Consider the following 24,289-nt stretch of genomic DNA (forward strand, 5'->3'; position numbering starts at 1 on the left):
GTCGGTCCATGCCAAGCCCGGCGATCGAGGACAATGACAGAACATTCCGAGCATCCCGCCATCGAGATCGACGGCATCAGCAAGGCGTTCGGACCGACCGTCGCGCTGGACGGCGTGTCGTTTGCGATCGCGCCCGGCAGCGTCCATGCCCTGCTCGGTGAAAACGGAGCGGGCAAGTCGACACTGGTGAAGCTGCTGTCCGGACTGGTCCGGCCGAGCCAAGGCCATGTCCGTGTCTTCGGCAAGGAGATCGCTTGCGGCGCACCGCGCGCAGCACATGCGCTCGGTATGCAGACAGCATTCCAGGAGATGACCCTGGTGCGCGACCTCTCCGTCCTCGACAACATGATGCTGCCTTACGCCCCCGTCGGCATCTCCGGCCTGATCCGCCGCGGTGCCGCCCGCAAGGCCGTCCGCCGCCATATCGAAGATCTCGGTTTTTCCGTCGATCTCGATGCCGAGGTGAGTGAGCTCGAGCTTTCGGTGCGCCAGAAGATCGAGATCGCGCGTGCCGTCTACCGCAAGCCGCGCATCCTTTTGCTCGACGAACCGACCTCGACGCTCGCCGGCCGCGACGTCGACTGGCTGGGCGACATCATCGCCAGGCTGAAGGCGGCAGGCACCACCATCGTCTTCATCACCCACCGCATGCGCGAGGTCCGCGCCTTTTGCGACACGCTGACGATCCTGAGAAACGGCCGCCACATCGTCACCGCGCCGGTTGCCGATGTCTCGGATGGCGACGTCATCGAAAAGATCATCGGCCGCAGCATCGAACAGACCTTCCCGCCCAAGCCGGACAGCGCCCAGGCTTTCGGGCCGCCGGTTCTGGGCGTGCGCGACCTCAAGGTCGGACGCAAGCTCGACGGCGCCGGCTTCGACCTGCGCAAGGGCGAAATCCTCGGCGTCGCCGGATTGCAGGGCATGGGCCAGCAGGACCTGTTCCTCGCCTGCTTTGGCATGGCCGAGATCGAGCGCGGCCACATCCTCGTCGACGGCCGCAAGGTCTGGCTCGGTTCGCCGGCCGATGCCTTGCGCCCCAACATGGCCATCGGCCTGGTGCCGGAAGACCGCAAATCCGAAGGCCTGTTCCTGAAGCTGTCGGGCAGCCAGAACGCCACCCTGCCGGTGATATCGCGCTTCACACGGCTAGGCCTTGTCGACGCGCAGGCTGAGACCCGCTCCGTCGAGGCGGCATTCGCCACTGTCGAGGTCGACCGTCGGGCGCTGTGGACGCGGGCCGGTGCGTTTTCCGGCGGCAACCAGCAGAAGATCGCCATCGCCAAATGGCTGGTGGCGCAGAGCCGCATCCTGCTGTTGTTCGATCCCACCCGAGGCATCGACGTCGGCACCAAGCACGAGCTTTATGTGATGATGCGAAACTACGTGGCTTCGGGCGGTTCGATCCTGCTGCACTCGACCGAGATTCCCGAACTCGTCCACCAATGCGACCGGGTCCTGGTTCTCTACGACGGGCGCATCGCCGCCGAACTCGAAGGCGACGCCATCACCGAACCGGCCATCATGCGCCCGGCGCTCGGGCATGCCGGGGAAGCCGCCGCATGAGCAGCGCAGCAGCCTCATCCCCCGCTACCGGCGGCTTCGGACTGCGCCGTGCGCTGATGCGCAATCGCGGCGCGCTGATCGCCGCGGCCGTCCTGGCGATCCTGCTCTTCGTTGTCGACTGGATCAGCGCCGGGCCGCTGACCTATTTCGATGTGTCGTTCCTGTCGAGCGGCGGCTCCACCTCGGCGCTCGCCGCGATCGGCCAGACCATCGTCATCCTGTCGGGCGGCTTCGACCTGTCCGCCGGCGCGGTGATATCGCTGGTCAATGCCGTGCTGGCATCGAGCATGGACCCGATGGCGCCAGGCGCCAGCATCATCCTGTGGACCGCCGTCGGGATCGGCGTCGGCATGGCGGTGGGCGCCTTCAACGGCTTCTTCATCGCCGTGCTGCGCATGCAGCCCATCGTGGTGACGCTGTCGACCATGTTCATCCTGCAAGGCGTGACGCTGCTGGTGATGGACAAGCCCGGCGGCTTCGTGTCGCCCGATCTCGGGACCTTCTATTTGGGTGACGCGATCGCCGGCTGGCTGCCGATGCCGCTGGTGGTGATCGGCGTCGTCCTGCTCGCCTGGTTCTGGCTGAAGGGAACCCGCTTCGGCACAGCACTCTACGCGGTCGGCAGCGATCCGGAGTCGGCTGCTTCCGTCGGCATCAATGTCGTGCTGGTGCGCTTTGCCGTCTATGTCATCGCCGGCGGCTGCTATGGCCTTGCCGGCGTCTTCATCAGCGCCCAGACCGGCAGCGGTGATCCGCTGGTCGGCAATCCGCTGCTGTTGTCGATGTTCGCGGCGGTCGTCGTCGGCGGCACGCGCCTCGGCGGCGGGCAGGGCGGCCCGGTGGGCTCTGTCTTTGGCGCCTTTATCCTGATGATCGTGGTGAACATCCTGCTGGTGCTCAACGTATCGGCCTATTATGCGACCATCGCCGAAGGCACCATTCTGGTGCTGGCAGCACTTGCCGGCTCGATCTCCCATGCATCGGTGCTTGCCGTGCAATTGCGCGCCGCGCGCGCCCGGCTTGCCGCTTGGCGCGCCGGCATATTGCCCTCGCAACTCGAGCGCGTGGACCGGCGTCTCAAGATCGCCGAGCCAGCCCATGCCCAGCGCAATCCGGCATCGCCGCGCCCTGCCTTCCATCTACGCAACGCGGAAACGTTGCGCTATGCGCTGCCCGCCTATGTCTGCCTGTTGCTCATCGTGGTCGTCACGCAGGTCTGGCTCGGCCGCGCCATCCTCAATCCGGGTTACTGGAATTCGCTGCTGGTGCTGTCGTCCTTCCTCGCCGTCCTAGCGCTCGGGCAGGGAACCGTCATCCTGACCGGCGGCCTCGATCTCTCCGTGCCGTGGACGATCGGCATCTCCGGCATCATCCTGGCCGGCATGGTCAACGGCTCCGACGCCGCCCTTGTCTACGCCTTGCCGGTCGTCCTGGTGATGGCCTGCGCCATCGGCTTCGCCAATGGTTTCGGCATCGTCTATCTCGGCATCTCGCCGATCGTCATGACGCTCGCCACCAACGGCATTCTGCAAGGCTGTGCGCTGCTCTATTCGCAGGGAACGCCGGCCGGGTTTTCCTCGCCGATGCTGCGCTGGGTCATGACGGCCAAGCTTGCCGGCCTGCTGACCCCAATCGTGCTGCTGATGGTCGTCTTTGTCGTCGCGGCGGTACTGCTGCTTGGCCGCACCCCGTTCGGACGACGCGTCTACGGCATCGGCAATGGGCTGCGCGCGGCGCGCTTGTCGGGCATCGGCGTCGAGCGCACGCTGATCCTGGTCTATATGCTTTCGGCCGTCTGCGCGGCTGTTGTCGGCGTCATGCTGACCGGCTTTTCGGGTCAGGCAAGCCTCGGCATGGGCGACGACTATCTGTTGCCGTCGATCGCCGTGGTGGTGGTCGGCGGCGCGCTGATCACCGGTGGGCGCGGCCACTATCTCGGCATGCTCGGCGGCGTGTTGTTGCTGACCGCGCTGCAGATGCTGCTCGCCGGCACCACGCTTCCCTATGCCACGAGGGCAATTCTTTACGGACTGGTCGTTCTGGGCGCCGTCATGGCGCTGCGCGAACGGCGGCTGCAATGAGAAGGACAGGACGATGAGCACAAGAGCCCCGGCATCTGCGGACGAATTTCTGACTGGGCTGAAAGGCCAGCGCGTGCTGGTGACGGCAGGCGCCGGCGGCATCGGTTTTGCCATAGCCGACACGCTGTCACGCCTCGGTGCCCGCATCGTCGTCTGCGACGTTTCCGACGAGGCGCTGGCCGCTGCTCCCGGCAAGATCGATCTGGTCGCCGCTGTGAAGGCGGATGTTTCGCGCGACGATGACGTCGACCGGCTGTTCGAGGCGGTCGAGAAAGAACTCGGCGGGCTCGACGCGCTGATCAACAATGCCGGCATTGCCGGGCCGACCGGCGGTGTCGACGAAATCGACCCGGCCGACTGGCGGCGCTGCATCGACATCTGCCTGACTGGCCAGTTCCTGTGCGCCCGGCGCGCCGTGCCGCTGATCAAGGCGGCGGGCGGCGGCTCGATCGTCTCGATGTCGTCGGCCGCCGGCCGCCATGGCTACGCCTTCCGCACACCCTATTCGGCGGCCAAGTTCGGTGTCATCGGTTTCACGCAGAGTCTCGCCAAGGAGCTCGGGCCGCACGCTATCAGGGTCAACGCCATCCTGCCCGGCATCATCGAAGGGCCGCGCATCGAAGGTGTTATCTCGGCGCGCGCCAAGCAGGTCGGTATCAGCCACGAGGAAATGACCGGACGCTATCTGCAGAATATCTCGCTGCGCCGCATGACCAGCCCCTATGATGTCGCATCGATGGTCGCCTTCCTGCTCTCCGATGCGGGGATCAACATTTCCGGCCAGTCGCTCGGCGTCGACGGCAATGTCGAAACACTTTGAGGAGCCGATCCATGGCCAATGTCGCAATTGTCGGAAGCGGGTTCATCGGGCGGGCCTGGGCAATCAGCTTTGCCCGTGCCGGCCATGACGTGCGGATGTGGGATCAGTCGCCCGCTGCGACCGGCGGCGCCCGCGACTACATTGCCGGCGTGCTCGGTGACCTTGCCGCAAACGACCTGCTGCGCGGTCAGTCCGTCGACACTGTGCTTGGCCGGATCACCATTGTCGCGGAGCTGGCAAAGGCGCTGGCGGGTGCCGTCCATATCCAGGAGAACACGCCTGAAAACCTCGAGGTGAAGCGGGAGGTATTCTCGCTGATCGACACGCTTGCCGATCCGCGGACAGTCATCGCCAGTTCCACCTCGGCGCTGTTGCCGTCGAAATTCACCGACCATCTGCAAGGACGGCATCGCTGTCTGGTCGTGCATCCGATCAATCCGCCCTATCTCATTCCGGCGGCCGAAATCGTGCCGGCGCCATGGACGTCCGCCGAGACGGTCGAGAGAACCCGCGCCTTCCTCATCGACGCCGGTCATGCGCCCCTGGTGATGAAGCGCGAACTCGACGGCTTCATCATGAACCGCCTGCAAGGCGCATTGCTTGAGGAGGCTTTCCGGCTTGTCGCCGACGGCTACGCCAGCGTCGAGGATGTCGACATCGGCATCCGCGACGGGCTGGCGCTGCGTTGGTCGTTCATGGGGCCTTTCGAGACCATCGATCTCAATGCACCTGGCGGCGTGCGCGACTATGTCGAGCGTTATCAGTCGATCTATTCGAACATTTTCCCGCAGATGCTGCGGCGCGTCGACTGGGCGGGCGAGGTGATGAAAACCGTCGAAGCCGACCGCCGCGAACGCCTGCCACGCGAAAACCTCGGCGAACGGCAGGTATGGCGTGATCGTCGGCTGATGGCGCTGGCGGCACACAAGAAAAAATCGGACCAGGAGTACGGACAATGATCGAAACGAGCCGCAAGCCAGGTGCTGCACAGACCAGGGGCAAGGTCATCATCACCTGCGCGGTGACGGGCGCCATCCACACGCCGACCATGTCACCCTATCTGCCGATCACGCCTGACCAGATCGCTTCGGAGGCGATCGCGGCGGCGGAAGCCGGTGCCGCGATCCTGCATCTGCATGCCCGCGATCCGGAAACCGGCAAGCCCGACCAGACGCCGGAGGCCTTCGCCCGCTTCCTGCCGCGCGTCAAACAAGGCACCAACGCCGCCATCAACATCACCACCGGCGGCAGCCCCTACATGAAGGTCGAGGAGCGCGTGCGCCCGGCCGCCCAGTTCAAACCGGAAGTCGCCTCGCTCAACATGGGCTCGATCAATTTCGGGCTCTATCACCTCGCCGACAAATACGAGACCTTCAAGTTCGACTGGGAAAAGCCGCATCTGGAAGCGACCCGCGACCTCGTCTTCCGCAACTCGTTCAAGGATATCGAGTACATCCTGGCGACCTGCTACGACAACGGCACGCGCTTCGAGTTCGAGTGCTACGACATCGCTCATCTTTACAATCTCTCGCACTTCGCCGACCGCGGGTTGGTGAAGCCGCCTTTCTTCGTGCAGTCGGTGTTCGGACTGCTCGGCGGTATCGGCACCCATCCCGAAGACGTCGCCCACATGAAGCGCACTGCCGACCGGCTATTCGGCGACCAGTTCCGCTGGTCGGTTCTCGGCGCTGGCGCCAGCCAGCTCCGCATCGCCGCGCAATCGGCAGCGCTTGGCGGCAACATCCGCGTCGGGCTGGAGGACAGTCTGTGGGCGGGCAAAGGCAAGCTTGCCAAATCGAACGCCGAACAGGTCTTGCTGGCCCGCAAGATCATCGAAGGGCTCGGCATGGAGGTCGCGACGCCCGACGAGGCACGCGAAATCCTGTCATTGAAAGGCGGCGACAAGGTCGCTTTCTGAGGCGGCCCGAGCAATCGCCGCGAGACGCAAAAACGGAGGAGGACGGCATGAAGGTCGAAGTCGTGGTGGACGTGAAGACCACACTGGGCGAGGGGCCGCTGTGGGACGTCGAACAGGAACGACTCTACTGGATCGACAGCTTCGACGGGCGCGTGTTTCGGGCGACCGCCGACGGACGCGAGATCCGGTCATGGGACGTGCCGATGAAGATCGGCTCGATGGCGCTGCGTAAGGATGGCAGCGGCGCCGTGGTGTCGCTGCAGCGCGGTTTCCATCTGCTCGATTTCACCTCCGGCGATGTGACGCTGATCCACGATCCCGAGCCGGACAAGCCGATGAATCGGCTCAACGACGGCAAGGTCGACCGGTACGGCCGCTTCTTCGCCGGCTCCATGGATACGATGGAAGAGGGGCCGTCCGGCGGGCTCTACAGGCTCGATCCGGACTTCTCCGTCGCCCGGATCGATTCCGGCATCATCTGTTCCAACGGTCCATGCTGGAGCCCCGACGACCGCACCTTCTATTTCGCCGACACCTGGACCGGCGAGATATGGGCCTACGACTACGACATCGCCACCGGTGCCGCCACCAACAGGCGTACTTTCGTGCGCGTCGACACCAGCCGGGGCGGTGCGGCGGACGGCTCGACCGTGGATGCCGAGGGCTATCTGTGGAATGCGCTGGTCTATGACGGAAGACTGGTGCGCTATGCACCCGATGGCAGCATCGACCGCGTCATCGACATGCCGGTCAAGAAGATCACCAGCGTCATGTTCGGCGGACCGAAGCTCGACACCCTCTACGTCACCTCGATGGCCAAGCCGCCGCTGCCGCGTTTTCCCGGCGACGGCGTTTTGCGCGGCAGCCTGTTCGCCATCACGGGCCTTGGCGTCAAAGGCGTTGCGGAGCCCCGCTTCGGCAGCTGACGCCAGACAAGCGAAGCGCCCGTAGCATACGCGGATCAGGCCTTCGCGCAGGCATCCCAATGAGCGGTCAACGGATCATTGGCCAAAGAGGTCCGGGCGGGCCACGTTGAGCCGTTGAACCGTGCGGAGCACTTCGCGCAAATGCGCCGCCATACGCGCGCCTGCCTGCTTTGCCTCGCCGGTCTCCACAGCCTCAAAGATCGCCACATGCTGAGCGAGCAGCGTTTCAAGGTGGCCGGGTTCGGGCAGGCTCAGATAGCGCACACGGTCCATCTGCAGCTTGACCACTTGGATCACCCGCCAGCTCTTGGGCAGGCCGGCCTCTTCGCAAAGGCTGCGATGGAAGCCCTCGTCAAGCTCAAGAAACAGCTCGCGGTCACCCTCGGCCACTGCCTTGGCCTGTTGGGCAAGGTTCACCCTGCCTGCCGCGATGAAGGCGCTCGAACCGTGTCCGGCCAGCTTCTGCACGACGGAGACCTCGAGTGCCTCGCGAATGAACTGCGCTTCCTCGACGTCACTTAGCCGGATCGGCGCGACGAAGCTGCCGCGTTGCGGCAGGATGTCGATCAGCCCTTCATCGGCAAGCCGGATCAGCGCCTCGCGCACGGGTGTCCGGCTGACACCGAGCTGCTGGGCTAGGTCCTGTTCGCTGAGCGCTTCCGACGGCAACATCGCCAGCGTCGTGATGGCGCGGCGCAGGCGCTCGTAGATCTGCGGTGAGATCGGCATGCGATTGTTGACCGGCTCCAGCACCCGCGAGGGTTCGCGCTGACCGGCGGTTTTCAGCCTGGCAGCACTGCCTGAAAATCTGGTCGCCCCCGAAAGCTTGGTCCCCATGACGAATCCGTTGCTGTGAATGGCACTGCACTGCTCCGGTCATGACACTGCGCAGGCTGCAACTCAAGCGCCAAGCAGGATTGAAGCTGTATTGACATACTACCATGGTAGTGTGTATGACGCCAGCGGCTAGGGGAGAGGAGCCGGCATGAAGATCACGGACATCAAGGCGACCACCATCACCGTTCCGCTGGAAGCAGCATTGCGGCACAGCAACGGTACGCATTGGGGACGCTTTGTCCGCACCGTGGTCGAGGTCGAGACCGACGAGGGCATTGTTGGGCTCGGCGAGATGGGCGGCGGTGGTGCCGGAGCGGAACTCGCCTTCGCCGGCCTGAAATCCTACCTGGTCGGCCATGACCCTTTCGACCTCAACCGCATGCGCTACGCCATCTGCAATCCGACGGCGTCGCTCTACAACAACCGCACGCAACTCCACGCAGCGCTGGAATTCGCCTGTCTCGACATCATCGGCAAGAAGCTCGGCGTGCCGGTCTACCAATTGCTTGGCGGGCGCGTGCGTGACCGGATCGGCTTCGCCTCCTATCTGTTCTTCCGTTATGCCGACCGCCGCAGCGGCAAGGGCGAAGTCCGCACCATCGATCAATTGCTCGAGCATGCCCGCGCGCTCAAGGACGAACATGGTTTTCACGCCCACAAGCTCAAGGCCGGCGTGTTTCACCCCGACTATGAGTTGGAATGTTTCAGGGCGCTCGCCGCCGAATTTCCTGCCGATACGCTGCGCTACGATCCGAACGCAGCCCTGTCGGTCGAAGAGGCGCTGCGTTTCGGCCAAGCCATCTCCGATCTCAGGAACGACTATTTCGAGGACCCGACCTGGGGCCTAGCCGGCATGCGCCGCTTGCGCGAGAAGCTCTCCATCCCGCTGGCCACCAACACCATCGTCATCGATTTCGAACAGCTCGCCACCAATGTGCGCGACCCTGCGGTTGACGTGATCCTGCTCGACACCACCTTCTGGGGCGGCATCCGCGCCTGCGTGCGCGCGGCGCAGATCTGCGACACGTTCGGTCTCGGTATTGCGGTGCATTCCTCTGGCGAACTCGGTATCCAGCTGGCCACCATGCTGCATCTTGGCGCTGTGCTGCCCAACCTCGTCTTCACCGCCGACGCGCATTATCACCACCTTGCCGACGACATCATCGTGGGCGGCAAGATGCGCTACGAGAATGGTGCGATCGCGGTGCCGGAGGCACCGGGCCTCGGCGTCGAGCTCGATCGTGACAAACTCGCCACCTATGCCGAACTCTACCGCTCGCTGGGCGGCTATGCCTACGACCGCGATCCCGGCCGTCCGGGCTGGTATCCGTTGCTGCCCAATACAAATTTCGCCGACCATTTGAACGATGCCGTGCCTGATCTCGGGCTGGGTTGACATTTTTCGTTCGAAAGGATCGTCGGGAGGACGCTATGACTTTCAACCGGAGGAGAACAACAATGAGCAGGACCACAGCCTTATTCATTGCAGCCATGCTCGGCTGCACCAGCTTTGCAGCGCTGGACGCGCGCGCCGATGAAGGCCTCGCCAAGGGCGACACTTCGGCCAAGAAGATCGCCTTCAGCAATTCCTACGCCGGCAATTCCTTCCGCCAGGTGATGATCAAGAGCTTCGAGGAAATGGGCGCCAAGGCCGTGGCCGACAAGCAGATCGCCGCAACAGCCGTCGTCAGCTCGAACAATTCGGTGACCGAACAGGCGAGCCAGATCGAGAACCTGATCCTGCAGGGCTACGATGCGATCATCGTCCTTGCCGGCTCCGACACCGCACTCAACGGCGCCATCAAGGATGCTTGCAATGCCGGTATCACGGTCGTTGCCTTCGCCAGCGGCGTCACCGAGCCTTGCGCCTATGTCGTCGACTACAACCTTGATTCCTATGCCAAGGCAGAACTGGATTTCATCTCCAGCAAGCTCGGCGACAAGCCGGCCAACATCCTCGAGATCCGCGGTATGGCCGGCGACGGTTTCGACAAGCGCCTGCATGAGGGCGTCGAGAAAGCGATGAAGGCGCACGCCAGCTACAAGGCCGTCGGCGAGGTCTATGGCCAGTGGACGGCGACCGTGGCACAAAAGGAAGTGTCGGGCATCCTGCCGTCGCTGCCTCAGGTCGATGCGGTGCTGACGCAGGGCGGCGACGGCTATGGCGCGGCGCAGGCATTCAAGGCCGCCAGCCGGCCGCTGCCGATCATCATCATGGGCAACCGCCAGGACGAATTGGCGCTGTGGAAGCAGGAGCATGACGCCAGCGGCTACGAAACCTTCTCGCTGGGTGCCACGCCCAGCGTCTCGCAGGTCGCGTTCTGGGTCGCGCAGCAGATCCTGGCCGGCAAGCAGGTGCCGAAATTCGTCGAGGTGCCGCTCTTGCAGATCAATCAGCCTGATCTTGACGCCTGGCTGAAGACGGTTCCCGCAGGCGGCGTGGTCAATGCCGAATATCCGCAGGAGCTGGTGGCCAAGATCATCGACGCCAACGTAAAGAAGGAGCCTCTGCCGGGCGTTCCCGCGCCGAAATGAGCAGCATGGCCGAATGATGAACGATCCCACGTCGCCCAAAAGGGACGCAGCAGAGACGGTCAATGCCGACGGCCTCCTCATCGAGGTGCGCGATGTCCGCAAGCACTATGATGCCGTGCATGCCCTGGGCGGCGTGGATTTTCATCTCAAACCCGGCGAGGTCGTCGGCCTCGTCGGTCACAATGGCGCCGGCAAGTCGACGCTGATGAACGTGCTTGCCGGCACGGTCGAGCGCAGCAGTGGCAGCTTTCGCCTCGGCGAGCGTGAGATCGGTGCCTGGAGCGCGGCCAGCGCCCAGCAGGCCGGTCTGCGCTGTGTCTTCCAGGAACTGTCGCTCTGCGCCAATTTGACGTCGGCGGAAAACACCCGCATCGTGCACAGGTCCTTGCGTGGGTTGGGCTGGCGGCGGCGCGCGCGCCAGGTGATCGGTCCGGTGCTGGACGAGATATTCCCTGGCCACGGCATCGATCTCGACAGGAAGGTCGCCGACCTGCCGATCGGCGAGCGACAGATGGTCGAGATCGCCCGCGCCTTCACGCAGACCAGCATCAAATTGCGCGCCGTCATTCTCGATGAGCCGACCTCGGCGCTCGGCCATGAGGCGACGGAACAACTGCTCGCCCACATTCGTCGTGCCGCAGGGCGTGGCATCGCCTGCATCCTGATCACCCATCGCCTCAACGAGATCCTCGCCGTCTGCGACCGCACCGTCGTCATGGTCGACGGCAAGGTCGTCGCCGAGCGGCCCACCGCCGGCCTGTCACGCGCCGCGCTGGTCGAGTTGATGGGAAGCATCGAACGGCCGCGTGAGCGCACGGCCGGCAAGGTGGCCTCGGTGCAAGCTCCGGTTATCCGGCATGCGGGTCGCGACACCACAGATCTGACCATCGACGTCGGCAAGGGTGAGGTCATCGGCTTCGCCGGGCTCGACGGCCACGGCCAGCGCGAGCGGCTGCGCGCGATGTTTTATGCCTCGCGCCGGCAACGCGAGGCCTTGCCGGGTGCCTATGTCGCCGGCGACCGCGGCTCGGAAGGCGTGTTTTCGCTGTGGTCTATCGCCGACAATCTGACCATCCGCAGCCTGAATGCACTGACGCGGGGCGGCATGATTTCAGGCGCCGCCGCCCGCAAGCTGGCCGAGACCTGGTCGAACAGGCTCAACGTCAAGGCGCCTTCGATCGACACGCCGATCCTGTCGCTGTCCGGCGGCAACCAGCAGAAGGTGCTGTTCGCCCGCGCGCTGTCGTCGGACGCCGAGGTGATCTTCCTCGACGATCCGATGCGCGGCGTCGATGTCGGCACCAAGCAGGAGGTCTACCGGCTGATCCGCGCGGAAGCCGAGAACGGACGCGCCTTCGTCTGGTACACAACCGAACTCGAAGAGCTGACCAATTGCGAGCGCATCTATGTCTTCCGCGAGGGCCGCGCCGTGACCAGGTTGGAAGGCGAGGCCATCGAGACCGGCCGTATCCTGCAGGCGTCGTTCGGAGGCGACCATGTCTGACGCGCCTGCCCGAGTTCCGGCCCGTTCTCCTTCCAATCCGCGCTCGGCCTTGCTCAATGCGATGCAGGTCGGCCTGCCGGCAATCGCGCTGCTGGTCATGCTGGCCATCATCTTCAGCATCCGCCCGGCGGCGATGAGCTATTTCGGCTTCCATCTGCTGTTCAAGCTCTCGGTGCCGCTGGTCTTTGCCGCACTGGCGCAGATGATGGTGATCATGCTGGGCGACATCGACCTGTCGAACGGCGCCTTTGTCGGGCTGATCACCTGCATCACGGCGCTCTATCTCGGGGATGCGCCGGCAATTGCGGCGCTGTGCTACCTGGTCCTGATCGCCGCCTATGCCGGCTTCGGCCTGCTTATTCATGCACGGCAATTGCCCTCGATCATCGTGACGCTGGGCATGTCCTTCATCTGGCTCGGCATCGCCGTCATCCTACTGCCGGCACCGGGTGGCTCGGCACCCGCATGGCTTGCCGCCTTCATGAGCTGGCAGCCGCCTTTGATGCCGCTGTCGATCTGGCTGGCGGCACTGGCGGCGCTTGCCGGCCATCTCGTCATCTCACGCTCCTCCTATGGCGTGGTGCTGCGCGGCGCAGGCGGCAATCCGCGCGCCGTCCAGCGCGCCGGCTGGTCCGTTGTCGGCATCCGCGTCGCTGTCTATGCCGCCGCCGGCCTGCTCGCCTGTCTGGCCGGGCTGACGCTGACCGGCCTCACCACATCGGGCGACGCCAATGTCGCGCCGGCCTATACGCTGCTCGGCGTCGGCGCGGTGATCCTCGGCGGTGGCGCTTTCACCGGTGGCGTCGTCTCGCCGGTCGGCACGGTGGTCGGCGCTCTGACGCTGTCGCTCGCGGGCTCGCTTTTGTCTTTCCTGCAGGTGCCGCCGACATGGCAGATCGGTGCCCAGGGCGTTATCCTGTTTCTCGTGCTGGCCGGGCGCGTGCTTTTGTCGGAGCGGGCGCGATGACCCGAAGATTGAGCCTCGCGCCGTGGACCTACGGCTTCATCGTGGCGCTCGCAATGTGGGTGGTGACATCAGCCTATTCCGGTATCGGCAGCGCCGGCGCCACGTTTTCGGGGGCGCTCGCCTTCGGTGCCTTCAGTGTTGTGGTGGGAACCGGGCAGATGTTCGTCGTCGCCTCCGGGCCGGGCAATATCGACCTGTCCGTGCCATCCGTGCTGACGCTGGCCGCCTATGTATCGATAACGGTCATGCAAGGGTCCGACGGCATGCTGCTGCCTGGCCTGCTTGCAGCACTTGCCGTCGGCGCCGTCGCGGGTGCCGCTAACTTCCTTGCCATCGTCGCGCTCAGGCTGCCGCCGATCATCGCAACGCTCGCCTGGAGCTTCGTCTTCCAGTCGCTTGCCTTTAATCTCGGCGGCCAGGCGACACTGAAGCCGCCGGCCGGCCTTTCCCGGTTTACCTTGATGAACCTTGGCGGCGTCCAATTCATGCCGATCGCGGTGATGGTGCTGACGCTGGTCGCCATGGTCGTCCTCAAACGCACGGTCTGGGGCCGGCAATTGCTGGCCACCGGCCAGAGCGAACCGGCGGCGCGGCTCGCCGGCATCAACGTCGCCCGGGTGCGGTTGATTGCCTATATGCTGTGCGGCACGGCGGCAGCGCTCGCCGGCTTCCTGCTTGCCGGCTTCAGCGGCGGGGCAGCACTCAACATGGGTGACGCCTATCTGATGGAATCGATCGCCGTGGTGGTGCTTGGCGGCACCAGCGTCGCCGGTGGACAGGCCAACGCGGTAGGCATATGGGGGGCTGCGCTGTTCTTCAACCTGATGTCCACCATGCTCAACACCTTTGGCATCCAGGCAGGCGTGCGCTTCCTTTTGACCGGCGTGCTGATCATCCTGATCGTCGCTCTCGTGCCGAGGCCTCGCGTCAGATGACACCCGCCACCGATACGCTCGCCGGGCTGTTCGAAACAAAGGCAGTTTCCTTCGTCGACCTGACGCATCCGATGAAGCCCGGCATGCCGGTGTGGCCGACGCACCCGCATTACTGCCAGGAGATGGTGGAATCCTATGACCGCGGCGACGTCGCCTGCAACCATGCGTTGGCTATGAGCGAGCACACCGGCACGCATTTCGACGCGCCGGTCCATTTCATCCGCGGCGGTGCTGCCATCTCGGACATTCCGGTCGAGCGTTTCTTCGGCCGCATGGTGACGATCGATGCGCGGGACTGCGCGCCCCGGCAGGCGGTCGAGCCGGATTCTATCTTCGCTTTCGAGGCCGAACAGGGTTGCGTACGGCAGGGCGACGCCGTGTTCTTCCGTTTCGGCTGGGACCGGTTCTGGGACGATCCGGCCGTGTTTCTTGCCGACTGGCCTGGCCTTTCGCGGCAAGCGAGCGAATTGCTGGTCGATCGCGGCGTGCGGATCGCCGGTTCGGATTGCCTGTCGATCGATTGTTTCGGCAGCGAGGATTTCCCGGCGCACAATACGCTGCTTTCAGCCGGCGTTCTGATCGGCGAGAATTTCGCCCGGCTTGGTGAATTGCCGCCGCTGTGCTTCCTGATCAGCTTGCCGCTGGCGATCGAAGGCGGCAGCGGATCGCCGCTGCGCGCCATCGCGCTGGTCGAGGGCTAAACCGGCTCAAGAGAAATCCAGCTGGACCTTGAGCGTGCGCTGAGCTTCCTTCTCGATCAGGTCGAAGGCGGCGCGCGCCTCCGTCGCCGCGAAGACCTGTGTGATCATGCCTTGCGGATCGAGCCGCTTGTCGGCCAGCCATTCGACGACACGCGGCAACAGCCGGCGGTTCAGGCGCGAACCGACGATGGTCAGCTCCTTGCGCACCACTTCCTGCTGGCTGAGGTTGGACGGGGCATCCGAAAAGCCGAGCAGGCCGATGCGGCCCGCCGGGCTGGCGAGGCGGCAAGCCTCGTCCAGAAGTGCCGGAATGCCGGCGCCATCAATGACCAGCGTCGGGCCAAGACCGTCATTTTCGCCGCGTACCGCGGCTGGCACGGGATCGCGGACAGAGTGGATCACCCTGTCGGCGCCGAAGCGAAGCGCTCGCTCGAGACGGGCTTCATCGATGTCGGCCACGATGCAGCGTGCACCCTTGAGCTTGGCGACCTGCAGCACGGTGACGCCGACCGTGCCGGCGCCATAGATCAGCACCGTGTCGTCGGGTCCGCAGCCGGTACGGTCAAGCACATTGGCGGCGATGGAGAACGGTTCGGCCAGTGCCGCCAGTCCAAATGGCATATTCGCCGGAACCGGTATGGCATTTGCCGCCGGCACCGCCACGAAGGCGCGAAAACCGCCATCGCGGTGAACACCCATCACTTCGAGGTTGGCGCAGACATTGGAGCGGCCGACCCGGCAGGGATAGCAGTGACCGCACGACACCACGGGATCGACCACCACACGGTCTCCCGCGGCAATGCCGGTCACATCGCGTCCGAGCGCGGTTACCGTGCCGGCGAATTCATGGCCGATGATGCGCGGATAGACGGCGAACGGATTGGAGCCATGCAGGATGTGAATGTCGGAGCCGCAGATACCGGCACGGCTGACATGAACGACGACTTCGCCAGGGCCGGGCTCTGGCATGGCGCCCTGCCGGACTTCCAGCGACTGCGGTGCGCGAACGAGAACTTCAAGCATGGCCTCACCACTTGTATACTAGTCGACAAGTGGCTCAATCTCGCGGTGCCGTCAAGACGCAAGCGCTCATGGCGGCGGTAAGACGGCCTCTTACCTGACATGTTCCTTCACGAAATCGGGACGGACGTCCGCTGAAACGCAAATGCACCTGGCGTCGGCAGTTCGGACTCTCAATGCGCTGTCCCTGCCGATCTCCTCTCGAAGGGGTCGGCAGTCAAAATTTGTTGACCTCCATCAAAGAGGAAATGACTACCGCTTGCCTGCTTGTCGGACCATAAGACAGGCCGTGTGATCGGGCCTCGGCTGGCTTGCCGCACGGAAGGCGACCTTGCCTTTGAACGCGGACGCGCCACCTGGAATAGAGCAGCCGCTTGCATGACGGAATTGGCAATAGAATTGGAACAGCCTCAATTTGCCACCGAGCGCGACCCGAGGCTGAGATTGATCATCCCAATCATCGTCGCCATCGCCTTTCTGATAGAGCAGCTCGATTCCACCATCATCACCACCGCGATCCCCGCCATCGCACGCAGTCTCGACACGACGCCCGTCAGGCTGAACCTGGCGATCACCACTTACATTCTGACACTGGCCGTGTTCATTCCCGTCAGCGGCTGGTTCGCCGACAGGTTCGGTGCGCGAAAAGTGTTCGCGCTGGCGCTTTTCACCTTCACCCTCGGCTCGGCGCTGTGCGGCATGGCCAACAGTTTCGGCATGCTCTGCTGGCGATGCGCGCCCTGCAGGGGCTGGGCGGCGCCATGATGACGCCGGTCGGGCGGCTGATCCTGCTGCGCAGCTTCCCGCGCAGCGGGCTGATCACCGCCATGACCTACACGACCTTGCCCGCCATCATGGGGCCTGTGATCGGGCCGCTGCTCGGCGGCCTGTTGACCACTTACGCGTCATGGCGCTGGATATTCTATGTCAACGTGCCATTCGGTTGTCTCGGCATTCTAGCGGCGCTGCGCTTCGTCGACGATTTCCGCGAGGAAGCGGTGCAACGCTTCGACTTCGCCGGGTTCCTGATGGTGGGATGCGGTGTGGCCCTGCTGCAGTTCGGGCTGGAAAGCATCGGGAGGCCAATCATCTCCGTTTCGGCGACAGCGTTGGTGTTGGCCGCGGCGATCCTGCTGCTGCTCGCCTTCGGGCGCTATGCGCGCCGCGTCGTTGCACCGGCCGTCGATCTGACGCTGTTTCGATTTCGCTCGTTCTGGATCGGTACGCTGGCAGGCGGCCTGTGCCGCGTTGGCCTCAATGGCGTGCCCTTCCTGTTGCCGCTGATGCTACAGCTCGGCTTTGGCATGAGCCCGGTCACATCAGGCTCGCTGACATTCGTCGGCAGCTTCGGCGCCTTGCTCATCCGGCCGCTGCTGTCGCCGCTGTTGCGGCGCTTCGGCTTCAATGTCGTGCTGATCGGCAGCGCGGTCGTCGGCTCAGCCGCCGTGGCGGGGTTCGCCTTGATCGAGGCCGATACGCCGCACTGGATGATCGGTCTCTACGTCTTCGTGTTCGGGATCATCCGGTCGGCGCAGTTCATGACCTCCAACACGCTGTCTTATGCCGACCTGCCGGCCGACAAGCTCAGCCGCGCCACCAGCCTCGGCGGCGTCCTGCAGCAGCTCAGCGTTTCCCTGGGCGTTTCGATCGCCGCCATGGTGCTGGGTCTGGTCGCAGGAGAAACCCACATCGTGACACCGGAACGCTTTCATCAGGTGTTCCTGCTCACCGCGGTCATCCCGCTCATGTCCATTCCGGGATTCCTGTACCTGCGCGCCGAGGACGGCGTGCAGGTCAGCGGCCACGTTCGATCGGGCAATTCTCGCAAATGATGCCGGCGTATACGGGCATACATATACCCATGCAGGGGGTTCTCCATTAGGATGGTGCCCATGTGAACGGGAGCATCGGTTGCGGGGATTTGCGGAAAGCGTGATGCAGGGGCCGCGGACCGTGGCCGAGCAGGTCGCGAATGTCCTGCGCGAGGCGATTGCCAATGGCACTATAAAGGCAGGCACTTCGCTTCGACAGGACGAACTCGCCGAACATTTCGGCTTCAGCCGGATGCCCATTCGCGATGCGCTTCGCCAACTGGAAGCCGAGGGCATTGTTTCCATCCATCCGACAAAGGGCGCGCATGTCGCCCGGATGGACTGCGCCGAGATCAGTGAAATCTACGCGCTGCGCGAGCTGCTCGAAAGTGAGGCGCTCCGGCTCTCTGTACCCAGCCTCGCCGGCGCGAAACTCGATGAGGCGGAACAGGTGCTTGATCAGATCGACGCCGAGCGCAATGTCGGCCGATGGGGCGCGCTGAACCGGACCTTTCATCTGGCTCTCTACGATGCCTGTGGCAACCATCGATTGCTCGGCCTTATCGAGGCCCACCACAATGCTGCCGATCGCTACGTCCGCATCCTGCTGTCGAACCTGGACTATCGCAGCCGCTCGCAGACGGAGCATCGCGAGCTGCTGGCCGCCTGCCGGCGGCGCGACGGCGACAGGGCCATAAGCATTCTGAGGCAGCATCTTCGCGAAGGAAGCGAGACGCTGGTCCGCGCGATCAGGGAAGATGGCCTGTCGCGAGAATCCTGACGGCGTGGCTCATGGGCATGCGATGGGCTTCAGCCCTGCGCCGGCCTGCGTTCGACGATGTAGATGTGGTCGGCCGCCAGCACCACGTCGCCACGCTGGTTGATCACCTCGCAGCGCTCGATCACCCGTCCCGACCCCGGCCTCTTCGGGTCGTCTTCCCTGGCCACAATTGTGGTTCGCGTGTGGATCGTGTCGCCGATGAACACCGGCTTGATGAAGCGCAGCCGGTCATAGCCATAGGAAAAGGCAACAGGATTGATGACGGTTGCCGTCAGCCCGATGCCGACCGAGAACACCAGCGTGCCGTGCGCGATGCGCTGGCCGAATGGCGTCGTCTTCATGAACTCGGCGTCCATGTGGTGCGGGAAGAAATCGCCGGTGTGGCCGGCATGGACGATGAAGTCGGTCTCGGTGATGGTGCGGCCGCTGGTCAGGCGCGACGCGCCAATCTCATAGTCTTCGAAATACTGAATCCGTTCCATCAGGGTCTTTCCGCAATCGGCGTCGCCGGTGCCGCACTCGACTGATACGCCGCCTCGACCAGCGCCATCGTGCTCCACGCGTCCTCGACCGGGCTGATCAGCGTAGCATCTTCTCCGGTGGCAAAACGCTGGACATTGGCCATGCGGCCGACGAAGGCGTCGGGAAACCACTCGCCGGCCAAGGGCACTGCGATCCAGTCCGTCCCGCCTTTCGGATAGATTTCCAGCACATCCGGCTCACCTGTGGGATAATCGAGGTTGAGACCCAACTTGAGATAGGCTGCTCCCTCGGTGCCGCAGATGCGGAACTCGCAGGCTTGGTGCCGGCGGCCGAACTTGTGGTCGTGGTTGATCGACAGCGCGCAGCGCATGGTGTTGCCATAGTCGAGAATGGCGCTGGTGCGCGTCTGCGCCACGGCATGATTGGGATGGCCGAGCGTCTTAGCGTGCACGCCCTTGGGGTCGCCGAGCAATTGCCTGATCAGGTCGAGATAGTGGATCGAATGCATGGCGATCTCGACGCGCGGCGCCTTGAGCAGGAATTCCCAAAGCTGCCACGGTGTCGCCAGCGCCAGCCAGGCATCGAAGTCGACGATCTCGCCGAGCCAGCCCTTGCCGACGGCATCTTTGAGCGCCAGCATCATCGGCGCGAAGCGCAATTGGAAGTTCACCGCTGCGTGCAGCTTCCGGGCGCGGCAGATCTCGAGGATCGCGGTCGCCTCGGCAAGATTGCTGCCCATCGGCTTCTGGATCAGCGCCACCGCGCCATCAGGCAAGGACTTCAGCACATCGGCATGACGCGACGGCGGGGTGGCAAGGTCGAAGATCGCGCCCTCGACGGCAGCAGCTTCTTCGACCGACCCAAAGGCCGTCACGCCCCATTGGCTGGCCAGCTTTTCGGCCCTGGTATGATCAGGATCATAAAGCCCGGCAACCGGAAAGCCGGCCTTCCGGTAGGCCGGGAAATGCGCGTCGCCGACGATCGATCCGGCGCCGAAGGTGACGATCTGCCGGGGCTTGGAGGGTTTTGGCCAGGATTGAACGAGCAAGGCAGGGTCGAAACCGCCTTCAGTCATGATGGAAGACCTCATCCATCTCGGCCCACCACTCGCCCTCTTTGCGCGTCGCCAGCGGCTCCTGGCACGGCATGCAGACCGCCCACCATTCCTGCGTCTTCGGATCGGCCGCCATCTTCGCCATGTCGGCCTCGTAGTCGCTGCCGTGGTATTCGAAGGTGCTGAACAGCACGTTCTCCGGCCGCTTCAGGTAGATCGAGTAGTTCTTGATGTTGCAGGCGGAGATCATGGCCAGCACGTCGGGCCAGACGGCGGCATGGAGGCGGACATACTCCTCGACCTTTTCCGGCTTCAGCCCCAGAACCATTCCCATCCGCTGCATATCATTCTCCTATTTCGTGATCGCCGTGGTGAATTCGGCGATGCTCATGGCCTTGACCGCGTCCCAGTCCCAATCGATGCCGATGCCGGGTTCGTCGGGCGCCAGCGCCTGGCCATCCTCGATGCGGAGGCGCTTGCCGGTCAACTGGTCGAGTTGCGGAATGTACTCGACATATCGGCCGTTCTGAACAGCGCAGGTCAGGCTGACATGCAGCTCCATCAGGAAATGCGGGCAGACCGGAATGTCGAAGGCCTCCGCCGCGTGCGCGATCTTGAGCCAGGGCGTGATGCCGCCGATGCGGCCGACATCGACCTGCACGATCGAGCAGGCGCCTTTCTGCATGTACTCGCGAAAATGGCGAATGGAGTAGAGCGACTCGCCGATGGCAATCGGCGTCGGCGTCGAGTTCGACAACCGCACATGCCCGTCAATGTCGTCGGCCGGCAGTGGCTCCTCGATCCAGGCGAGGTCGAGGTCGCGTAATCTTGCCGCGCGCCGGATCGCCTCGTCGACCGAAAAGCCCTGATTGGCGTCGGTCATGATCTCGTAGCCGTCGCCGACCGCCTTGCGCACCGCCGACAGGCGCGCCAGATCTTCCGAGCCGTGCGGCCTGCCGATCTTCACCTTCGAGCCGCGAAAGCCCTTGGCCTTGGCGGCCAGCGCATCGTCGACCAGCGCCTGCGTCTCGATGTGCAGCCAGCCGCCTTCGGTCGTGTACAGCGGGCAGCGGTCCTTGGCGCCGCCGGCCAGCTTCCACAAAGGCAGGTTCTGCTTCTTTGCCCGTAGGTCCCACAGTGCTGTATCGATGGCCGCGATGGCGATGGCGGTGATGGCGCCGATGGTCGTGGCATGCGTGGCGAATTCGAGATCGTGCCAGATTGCCTCGATCATGTCGGGGTCGCGGCCGATCAGGCGCGGCACCAGATGGTCGGACAAAAGCCGCATCACCGACGAGCCGCCGGTGCCGATCGTGTAGCTGTAGCCGGTGCCGACCGCACCGTCGGAATCGGTGATGGTGACGATAGGCGTTTCCTGGCTGACGAAGCTCTGGATGGCGTCGGTGCGCTTGACCTTGGGCACAAGGTCCACCATCCGAAGGTCGACTTTCTCAATTTTGGCCATGCCGATCAGCTCCGCAATGTCTTTCCGGTCTCGGTGGCAAACAGGTGCGCCTGCGACATGTCGAGGCTCATGGCGACCCGCTCGCCCGGCCGCAGTGGCCTCGGGTTCAGCATGCGCGACACCCAGTCCGTACCGTTGAATTCGACGAACACCAGTGTCTCGTTGCCGAGCGGTTCGGTGACCGTGATCGGCAGTTCGATCTGGTGGACATCGGCCGCACCACCGGAGCTGATGCCATGGCCGGTCGGATAGATGTCGTCCGGCCGCAGCCCGAACACGACCTTGTCGCCGGTGGCGACGTTGGTCTTGAACTGGGCGGGCAGCGGCAGCTTTTCGCCGCTGGCGAAAACCATCTGGCCATCATCGATCGTGGCTTCATGCAGGTTCATCGGCGGCGAGCCGATGAAGCCTGCGACGAAGCGCGTCGCCGGCTGCCGGAACACCTCGTCGGGCGTGCCGACTTGTTCGATATGGCCGTCGCGCATGATGACGATGCGGTCGGCAAGCGTCATCGCCTCGACCTGATCATGGGTGACGTAGATCACCGTCGATTGCACCTTGGCATGAAGCTTCTTGATCTCGGTGCGCATCTGCGTGCGTAATTTGGCGTCGAGATTGGAAAGCGGCTCGTCGAACAGGAAGACGTCAGGATCGCGCACGATGGCGCGGCCCATGGCGACGCGCTGGCGCTGGCCGCCGGACAGTTGTGAGGGGCGGCGATCGAGCAACGTGTCGAGGCCGAGGATGGCCGAGGCTTCGGCGACACTGCGGTCCATGTCTTCCTTGGCGGCACCGGCGATCTTCAGCGAGAAGCCGAGATTCTCGCGCACCGTCATGTGCGGATAGAGCGCGTAGGACTGGAACACCATCGAGATGTTGCGCGAGCGTGGCGGCAGGTCGTTGACGACGCGTCCGCCAATCTCGATCGAGCCGGCGCTGATCTCTTCCAGCCCTGCGATCATGCGCAGCGTCGTCGACTTGCCGCAGCCGGACGGGCCGACCAGCGCGATGAATTCGCGGTCGGCGATATCGAGATCGATGCCGTGCACGATCCCGATGTTGCCGTAGCGCTTGGTCAGCTTGGTGAGGGTAACGGTTGCCATGGTATCAGCCTTTCACCGCGCCGGAGGTCAGGCCGCCGACAAGGTGTTTCTGGACGACGTAGGTGAGGGTGAGCGCCGGGATGATCATCACCACGGCCAGCGCGCACATGCCGCGCCAATCGATGGTGAACTCGGCCGTGTAATCGAGCAGGCCGACCGGCAGCGTCTTGGCGCTCACCGAGCGGGTCAGCTGCGAGGCCAGCGCGAACTCGTTCCAGCAGGTCAGGAAGGCGAAGATCGCGGCCGACGCGATGCCCGGCCCGGCAAGCGGGAACTCGACCTGCCAGAACGCCTGCCAGCGCGTGCAGCCGTCGATCTGTGCCGCCTCCGCGAGGTCCTTGGGCACCTGGCGGAAGAAGCCGTCGATCAGCCAGATCGTGAATGGCACGTTGAGGGCGACATAGGCAAGGATCAGCCCGAAATGCGTATCGATGATGCCGAGCCGCACATAAAGGAAGAACAGTGGCAGCGAGAGCGCAATGCCCGGCACGGTGCGCGTCAGCATCAGGCCGAGGAAGACGCTCGATTTGCCGCGAAAACGATAGCGGGCGAAGGCATAGCCGCCGGCCATGCCGATGGCCACCGCAATGACCGTCGAGGTCACCGAGATGATCAGTGAGTTGCGGAAGTACTCGATGACAGGGATGCCGCCCTTGCCGATGCCTGAGAACATGGCGACATAGGCGTCGAATGAAATCTCCTGCGGGATCCAGACAGGTGGCTTGGCCATGATCTCGACCGTCGGCCGTAGCGACGAGATGACGATCCACAGGCCCGGCAGGCAGATGGTCAGCATCGCCAGGAACAGGCCGATGCGATAGACGACGCCCAGCAGCCGGCGCTTCAGGCGGGCGGAAGAATTCTCGTCCATCACCACTCCGCACCGATCTGCGTGCGCGCCGCGGCGAGCTTGTTGAAGAAGTAGACGGTGAAGGCGATCGACAGCAGGATCGAGAAATAGGCCATGGCGTTGGCCATGCCCATGCGCCCGTCGCTGTAGGCGGTGCGGGCCACCAGGGTCCATAGCAGTTCGGTGCGGCCCGCCGGTCCGCCATCGGTCATGATCTTGACGATGTCATAGGCGCGCGCGACGTCGAGCGAGCGAATGGTCATGGCGATGTACGCGAAAGGCATGACGAACGGCCACGTCACATAGCGGAATGTCTGCCACGGCGTGCAGCCGTCGACCCGCGCCGCCTCGATCGGCTCCTTGGGCATGGCGAGCAGGCCGGCGAGGATCAGGATGGCGAAGATCGCCGTCGACGACCAGATCTCGGCGATCGAGATGGCGATGAAGGCGAGATGGCCCTCGATCAGCCACGGTATGGCGTCCCTGGTGATGCCGAGCGACTGCAAGGCATTGTTCACCAGGCCGATATTGTCGTTAAACATAAACTTGAATTGGAAGCCGACGAGGATCGGCGAAAACATCATCGGAAACATCATCAGCGTGCGCAGGATGCGCTGGCCGCGTGTCGCTTTCTCGACCAGCATGGCAAGCCCAAGGCCAAGCAGCATTTCGAGATTGAGCGCGATGGTCAGCAGCAGCACCGTGCGACCGAACGCCCACCAGAAATCAGTGTTGGACAGGATCGAAAGATAGTTCCGAATGCCGATGAAGACGTAGAACGTTTCGGGCCGCGTCAGGCGGAACGGCGTGAAGCTGGAGTAAAGGGACAACAGCAACGGCACAACGACAACCGCCGCCAGCACGATCATGGCCGGAAGCAGCAGCAGGAATGGCGCGGATGGCTTGAAGCCCTTCATCAGAATCCTTGAGGT

Annotated in this window: 22 protein-coding genes and 1 pseudogene; 14 read left to right on the forward strand and 9 right to left on the reverse strand. The window is 64.1% G+C overall.

Going from position 1 to position 24,289, the window contains the following annotated elements; translation table 11 throughout:
• Positions 1-33 precede the first annotated feature (33 nt).
• Genes NKJ04_RS06035 through NKJ04_RS06060 form a run of 6 tightly spaced genes read left to right on the forward strand, consistent with a single transcriptional unit; the run spans position 34 to position 7,311 of the window.
• On the forward strand, positions 34-1,566 hold the full coding sequence (locus NKJ04_RS06035) for a sugar ABC transporter ATP-binding protein (RefSeq protein WP_352673927.1): 1,533 nt from the start codon (positions 34-36) through the stop codon (positions 1,564-1,566).
• Positions 1,563-3,647 (forward strand): ABC transporter permease subunit, encoded by a 2,085-nt coding sequence (locus NKJ04_RS06040; RefSeq protein ID WP_352673928.1) that lies wholly within the window; start codon positions 1,563-1,565, stop codon positions 3,645-3,647. The genes NKJ04_RS06035 and NKJ04_RS06040 overlap by 4 nt, the downstream gene beginning before the upstream one ends.
• Before the next feature lie 13 nt (positions 3,648-3,660).
• A complete protein-coding gene (locus NKJ04_RS06045) occupies positions 3,661-4,467 on the forward strand; it encodes an SDR family oxidoreductase (protein ID WP_023808888.1) in 807 nt (268 codons plus the stop codon).
• A gap of 11 nt (positions 4,468-4,478) precedes the next feature.
• Positions 4,479-5,426 (forward strand): 3-hydroxyacyl-CoA dehydrogenase, encoded by a 948-nt coding sequence (locus NKJ04_RS06050; RefSeq protein ID WP_128302338.1) that lies wholly within the window; start codon positions 4,479-4,481, stop codon positions 5,424-5,426.
• Positions 5,423-6,385 (forward strand): 3,5-dioxohexanoate:acetyl-CoA acetone transferase, encoded by a 963-nt coding sequence (gene kce, locus NKJ04_RS06055; RefSeq protein WP_127296521.1) that lies wholly within the window; start codon positions 5,423-5,425, stop codon positions 6,383-6,385. The genes NKJ04_RS06050 and kce overlap by 4 nt, the downstream gene beginning before the upstream one ends.
• Positions 6,386-6,432: 47 nt before the next feature.
• Positions 6,433-7,311, forward strand: coding sequence for an SMP-30/gluconolactonase/LRE family protein (locus tag NKJ04_RS06060; protein WP_352673930.1), 879 nt, complete (start codon positions 6,433-6,435; stop codon positions 7,309-7,311).
• Positions 7,312-7,386: 75 nt separating this feature from the next.
• Here NKJ04_RS06060 and NKJ04_RS06065 read toward each other — a convergent pair whose 3' ends face one another.
• A complete protein-coding gene (locus NKJ04_RS06065; RefSeq protein WP_128302340.1) occupies positions 7,387-8,148 on the reverse strand; it encodes a GntR family transcriptional regulator in 762 nt (253 codons plus the stop codon).
• Positions 8,149-8,296: 148 nt separating this feature from the next.
• Between NKJ04_RS06065 and NKJ04_RS06070 the strand changes: the two genes are divergently transcribed.
• The 6 genes from NKJ04_RS06070 to NKJ04_RS06095 all read left to right on the forward strand — a co-directional run bounded on the left by NKJ04_RS06070 (position 8,297) and on the right by NKJ04_RS06095 (position 14,790).
• Positions 8,297-9,544 (forward strand): enolase C-terminal domain-like protein, encoded by a 1,248-nt coding sequence (locus tag NKJ04_RS06070; RefSeq protein WP_127296518.1) that lies wholly within the window; start codon positions 8,297-8,299, stop codon positions 9,542-9,544.
• Between the two features lie 62 nt (positions 9,545-9,606).
• Entirely contained in the window at positions 9,607-10,683 is a 1,077-nt protein-coding gene (locus NKJ04_RS06075) for an ABC transporter substrate-binding protein (RefSeq protein WP_352673931.1), read from the forward strand.
• Between the two features lie 13 nt (positions 10,684-10,696).
• Positions 10,697-12,187, forward strand: coding sequence for a sugar ABC transporter ATP-binding protein (locus tag NKJ04_RS06080; RefSeq protein WP_352673932.1), 1,491 nt, complete (start codon positions 10,697-10,699; stop codon positions 12,185-12,187).
• Between the two features lie 61 nt (positions 12,188-12,248).
• Positions 12,249-13,154, forward strand: coding sequence for an ABC transporter permease (locus NKJ04_RS06085; protein WP_352440117.1), 906 nt, complete (start codon positions 12,249-12,251; stop codon positions 13,152-13,154).
• Positions 13,151-14,089 carry an ABC transporter permease gene (locus tag NKJ04_RS06090; protein ID WP_352673934.1) on the forward strand — a complete coding sequence of 313 codons (939 nt, stop codon included), beginning with the start codon at positions 13,151-13,153 and terminating at the stop codon, positions 14,087-14,089. Before NKJ04_RS06085 ends, NKJ04_RS06090 begins: the two co-directional genes overlap by 4 nt.
• Positions 14,086-14,790: a cyclase family protein gene (locus NKJ04_RS06095; RefSeq protein WP_352673935.1), complete on the forward strand. Its 705-nt coding sequence runs from the start codon at positions 14,086-14,088 to the stop codon at positions 14,788-14,790. Before NKJ04_RS06090 ends, NKJ04_RS06095 begins: the two co-directional genes overlap by 4 nt.
• 6 nt (positions 14,791-14,796) lie before the next feature.
• Here the strand turns inward: NKJ04_RS06095 and NKJ04_RS06100 are convergent, their stop codons facing one another.
• The gene (locus NKJ04_RS06100; RefSeq protein WP_352673936.1) at positions 14,797-15,813 is read right to left on the reverse strand and encodes a Zn-dependent oxidoreductase; all 1,017 of its coding nucleotides are present in this window, start codon (positions 15,811-15,813) and stop codon (positions 14,797-14,799) included.
• A gap of 375 nt (positions 15,814-16,188) precedes the next feature.
• On the opposite strand from NKJ04_RS06100, the pseudogene NKJ04_RS06105 reads away from it, so the two are divergent.
• Positions 16,189-17,642: pseudogene (locus NKJ04_RS06105) on the forward strand (DHA2 family efflux MFS transporter permease subunit).
• A 103-nt stretch (positions 17,643-17,745) separates the two neighbouring features.
• Entirely contained in the window at positions 17,746-18,402 is a 657-nt protein-coding gene (locus NKJ04_RS06110; protein WP_352673937.1) for a GntR family transcriptional regulator, read from the forward strand.
• Between the two features lie 29 nt (positions 18,403-18,431).
• Here the strand turns inward: NKJ04_RS06110 and NKJ04_RS06115 are convergent, their stop codons facing one another.
• From NKJ04_RS06115 to NKJ04_RS06145, 7 genes are read right to left on the reverse strand one after another with little or no spacing between them, the layout of a single operon-like run.
• Positions 18,432-18,884: a MaoC/PaaZ C-terminal domain-containing protein gene (locus NKJ04_RS06115; RefSeq protein ID WP_502897889.1), complete on the reverse strand. Its 453-nt coding sequence runs from the start codon at positions 18,882-18,884 to the stop codon at positions 18,432-18,434.
• Positions 18,884-19,960, reverse strand: coding sequence for a Gfo/Idh/MocA family protein (locus NKJ04_RS06120; protein ID WP_023808870.1), 1,077 nt, complete (start codon positions 19,958-19,960; stop codon positions 18,884-18,886). Before NKJ04_RS06120 ends, NKJ04_RS06115 begins: the two co-directional genes overlap by 1 nt.
• Positions 19,953-20,282 carry an L-rhamnose mutarotase gene (locus NKJ04_RS06125; protein ID WP_023808869.1) on the reverse strand — a complete coding sequence of 110 codons (330 nt, stop codon included), beginning with the start codon at positions 20,280-20,282 and terminating at the stop codon, positions 19,953-19,955. The genes NKJ04_RS06120 and NKJ04_RS06125 overlap by 8 nt, the downstream gene beginning before the upstream one ends.
• A gap of 9 nt (positions 20,283-20,291) precedes the next feature.
• The gene (locus NKJ04_RS06130) at positions 20,292-21,404 is read right to left on the reverse strand and encodes a mandelate racemase/muconate lactonizing enzyme family protein (protein WP_023808868.1); all 1,113 of its coding nucleotides are present in this window, start codon (positions 21,402-21,404) and stop codon (positions 20,292-20,294) included.
• Positions 21,405-21,409: 5 nt separating this feature from the next.
• Entirely contained in the window at positions 21,410-22,507 is a 1,098-nt protein-coding gene (locus NKJ04_RS06135; protein WP_352673939.1) for an ABC transporter ATP-binding protein, read from the reverse strand.
• Positions 22,508-22,511: 4 nt separating this feature from the next.
• Positions 22,512-23,378 (reverse strand): carbohydrate ABC transporter permease, encoded by an 867-nt coding sequence (locus tag NKJ04_RS06140; protein WP_352673941.1) that lies wholly within the window; start codon positions 23,376-23,378, stop codon positions 22,512-22,514.
• Positions 23,378-24,274: a carbohydrate ABC transporter permease gene (locus tag NKJ04_RS06145; protein ID WP_013533025.1), complete on the reverse strand. Its 897-nt coding sequence runs from the start codon at positions 24,272-24,274 to the stop codon at positions 23,378-23,380. The genes NKJ04_RS06140 and NKJ04_RS06145 overlap by 1 nt, the downstream gene beginning before the upstream one ends.
• Between the last annotated feature and the right edge of the window lie 15 nt (positions 24,275-24,289).

Origin of the sequence: Mesorhizobium sp. M0618 (assembly GCF_040320765.1) — a bacterium.
Classification (GTDB): Bacteria; Pseudomonadota; Alphaproteobacteria; order Rhizobiales; family Rhizobiaceae; genus Mesorhizobium.

Bases quoted from the DNA above. Each gene is read 5' to 3' on its own strand.
- NKJ04_RS06035 (WP_352673927.1), top strand. From the start codon at position 34: ATGACAGAACATTCCGAGCATCCCGCCATCGAGATCGACGGCATCAGC.
- NKJ04_RS06040 (WP_352673928.1), top strand. From the start codon at position 1,563: ATGAGCAGCGCAGCAGCCTCATCCCCCGCTACCGGCGGCTTCGGACTG.
- NKJ04_RS06045 (WP_023808888.1), top strand. From the start codon at position 3,661: ATGAGCACAAGAGCCCCGGCATCTGCGGACGAATTTCTGACTGGGCTG.
- NKJ04_RS06050 (WP_128302338.1), top strand. From the start codon at position 4,479: ATGGCCAATGTCGCAATTGTCGGAAGCGGGTTCATCGGGCGGGCCTGG.
- kce (WP_127296521.1), top strand. From the start codon at position 5,423: ATGATCGAAACGAGCCGCAAGCCAGGTGCTGCACAGACCAGGGGCAAG.
- NKJ04_RS06060 (WP_352673930.1), top strand. From the start codon at position 6,433: ATGAAGGTCGAAGTCGTGGTGGACGTGAAGACCACACTGGGCGAGGGG.
- NKJ04_RS06065 (WP_128302340.1), bottom strand. From the start codon at position 8,148: ATGGGGACCAAGCTTTCGGGGGCGACCAGATTTTCAGGCAGTGCTGCC.
- NKJ04_RS06070 (WP_127296518.1), top strand. From the start codon at position 8,297: ATGAAGATCACGGACATCAAGGCGACCACCATCACCGTTCCGCTGGAA.
- NKJ04_RS06075 (WP_352673931.1), top strand. From the start codon at position 9,607: ATGAGCAGGACCACAGCCTTATTCATTGCAGCCATGCTCGGCTGCACC.
- NKJ04_RS06080 (WP_352673932.1), top strand. From the start codon at position 10,697: ATGATGAACGATCCCACGTCGCCCAAAAGGGACGCAGCAGAGACGGTC.
- NKJ04_RS06085 (WP_352440117.1), top strand. From the start codon at position 12,249: ATGCAGGTCGGCCTGCCGGCAATCGCGCTGCTGGTCATGCTGGCCATC.
- NKJ04_RS06090 (WP_352673934.1), top strand. From the start codon at position 13,151: ATGACCCGAAGATTGAGCCTCGCGCCGTGGACCTACGGCTTCATCGTG.
- NKJ04_RS06095 (WP_352673935.1), top strand. From the start codon at position 14,086: ATGACACCCGCCACCGATACGCTCGCCGGGCTGTTCGAAACAAAGGCA.
- NKJ04_RS06100 (WP_352673936.1), bottom strand. From the start codon at position 15,813: ATGCTTGAAGTTCTCGTTCGCGCACCGCAGTCGCTGGAAGTCCGGCAG.
- NKJ04_RS06110 (WP_352673937.1), top strand. From the start codon at position 17,746: ATGCAGGGGCCGCGGACCGTGGCCGAGCAGGTCGCGAATGTCCTGCGC.
- NKJ04_RS06115 (WP_502897889.1), bottom strand. From the start codon at position 18,884: ATGGAACGGATTCAGTATTTCGAAGACTATGAGATTGGCGCGTCGCGC.
- NKJ04_RS06120 (WP_023808870.1), bottom strand. From the start codon at position 19,960: ATGACTGAAGGCGGTTTCGACCCTGCCTTGCTCGTTCAATCCTGGCCA.
- NKJ04_RS06125 (WP_023808869.1), bottom strand. From the start codon at position 20,282: ATGCAGCGGATGGGAATGGTTCTGGGGCTGAAGCCGGAAAAGGTCGAG.
- NKJ04_RS06130 (WP_023808868.1), bottom strand. From the start codon at position 21,404: ATGGCCAAAATTGAGAAAGTCGACCTTCGGATGGTGGACCTTGTGCCC.
- NKJ04_RS06135 (WP_352673939.1), bottom strand. From the start codon at position 22,507: ATGGCAACCGTTACCCTCACCAAGCTGACCAAGCGCTACGGCAACATC.
- NKJ04_RS06140 (WP_352673941.1), bottom strand. From the start codon at position 23,378: ATGGACGAGAATTCTTCCGCCCGCCTGAAGCGCCGGCTGCTGGGCGTC.
- NKJ04_RS06145 (WP_013533025.1), bottom strand. From the start codon at position 24,274: ATGAAGGGCTTCAAGCCATCCGCGCCATTCCTGCTGCTGCTTCCGGCC.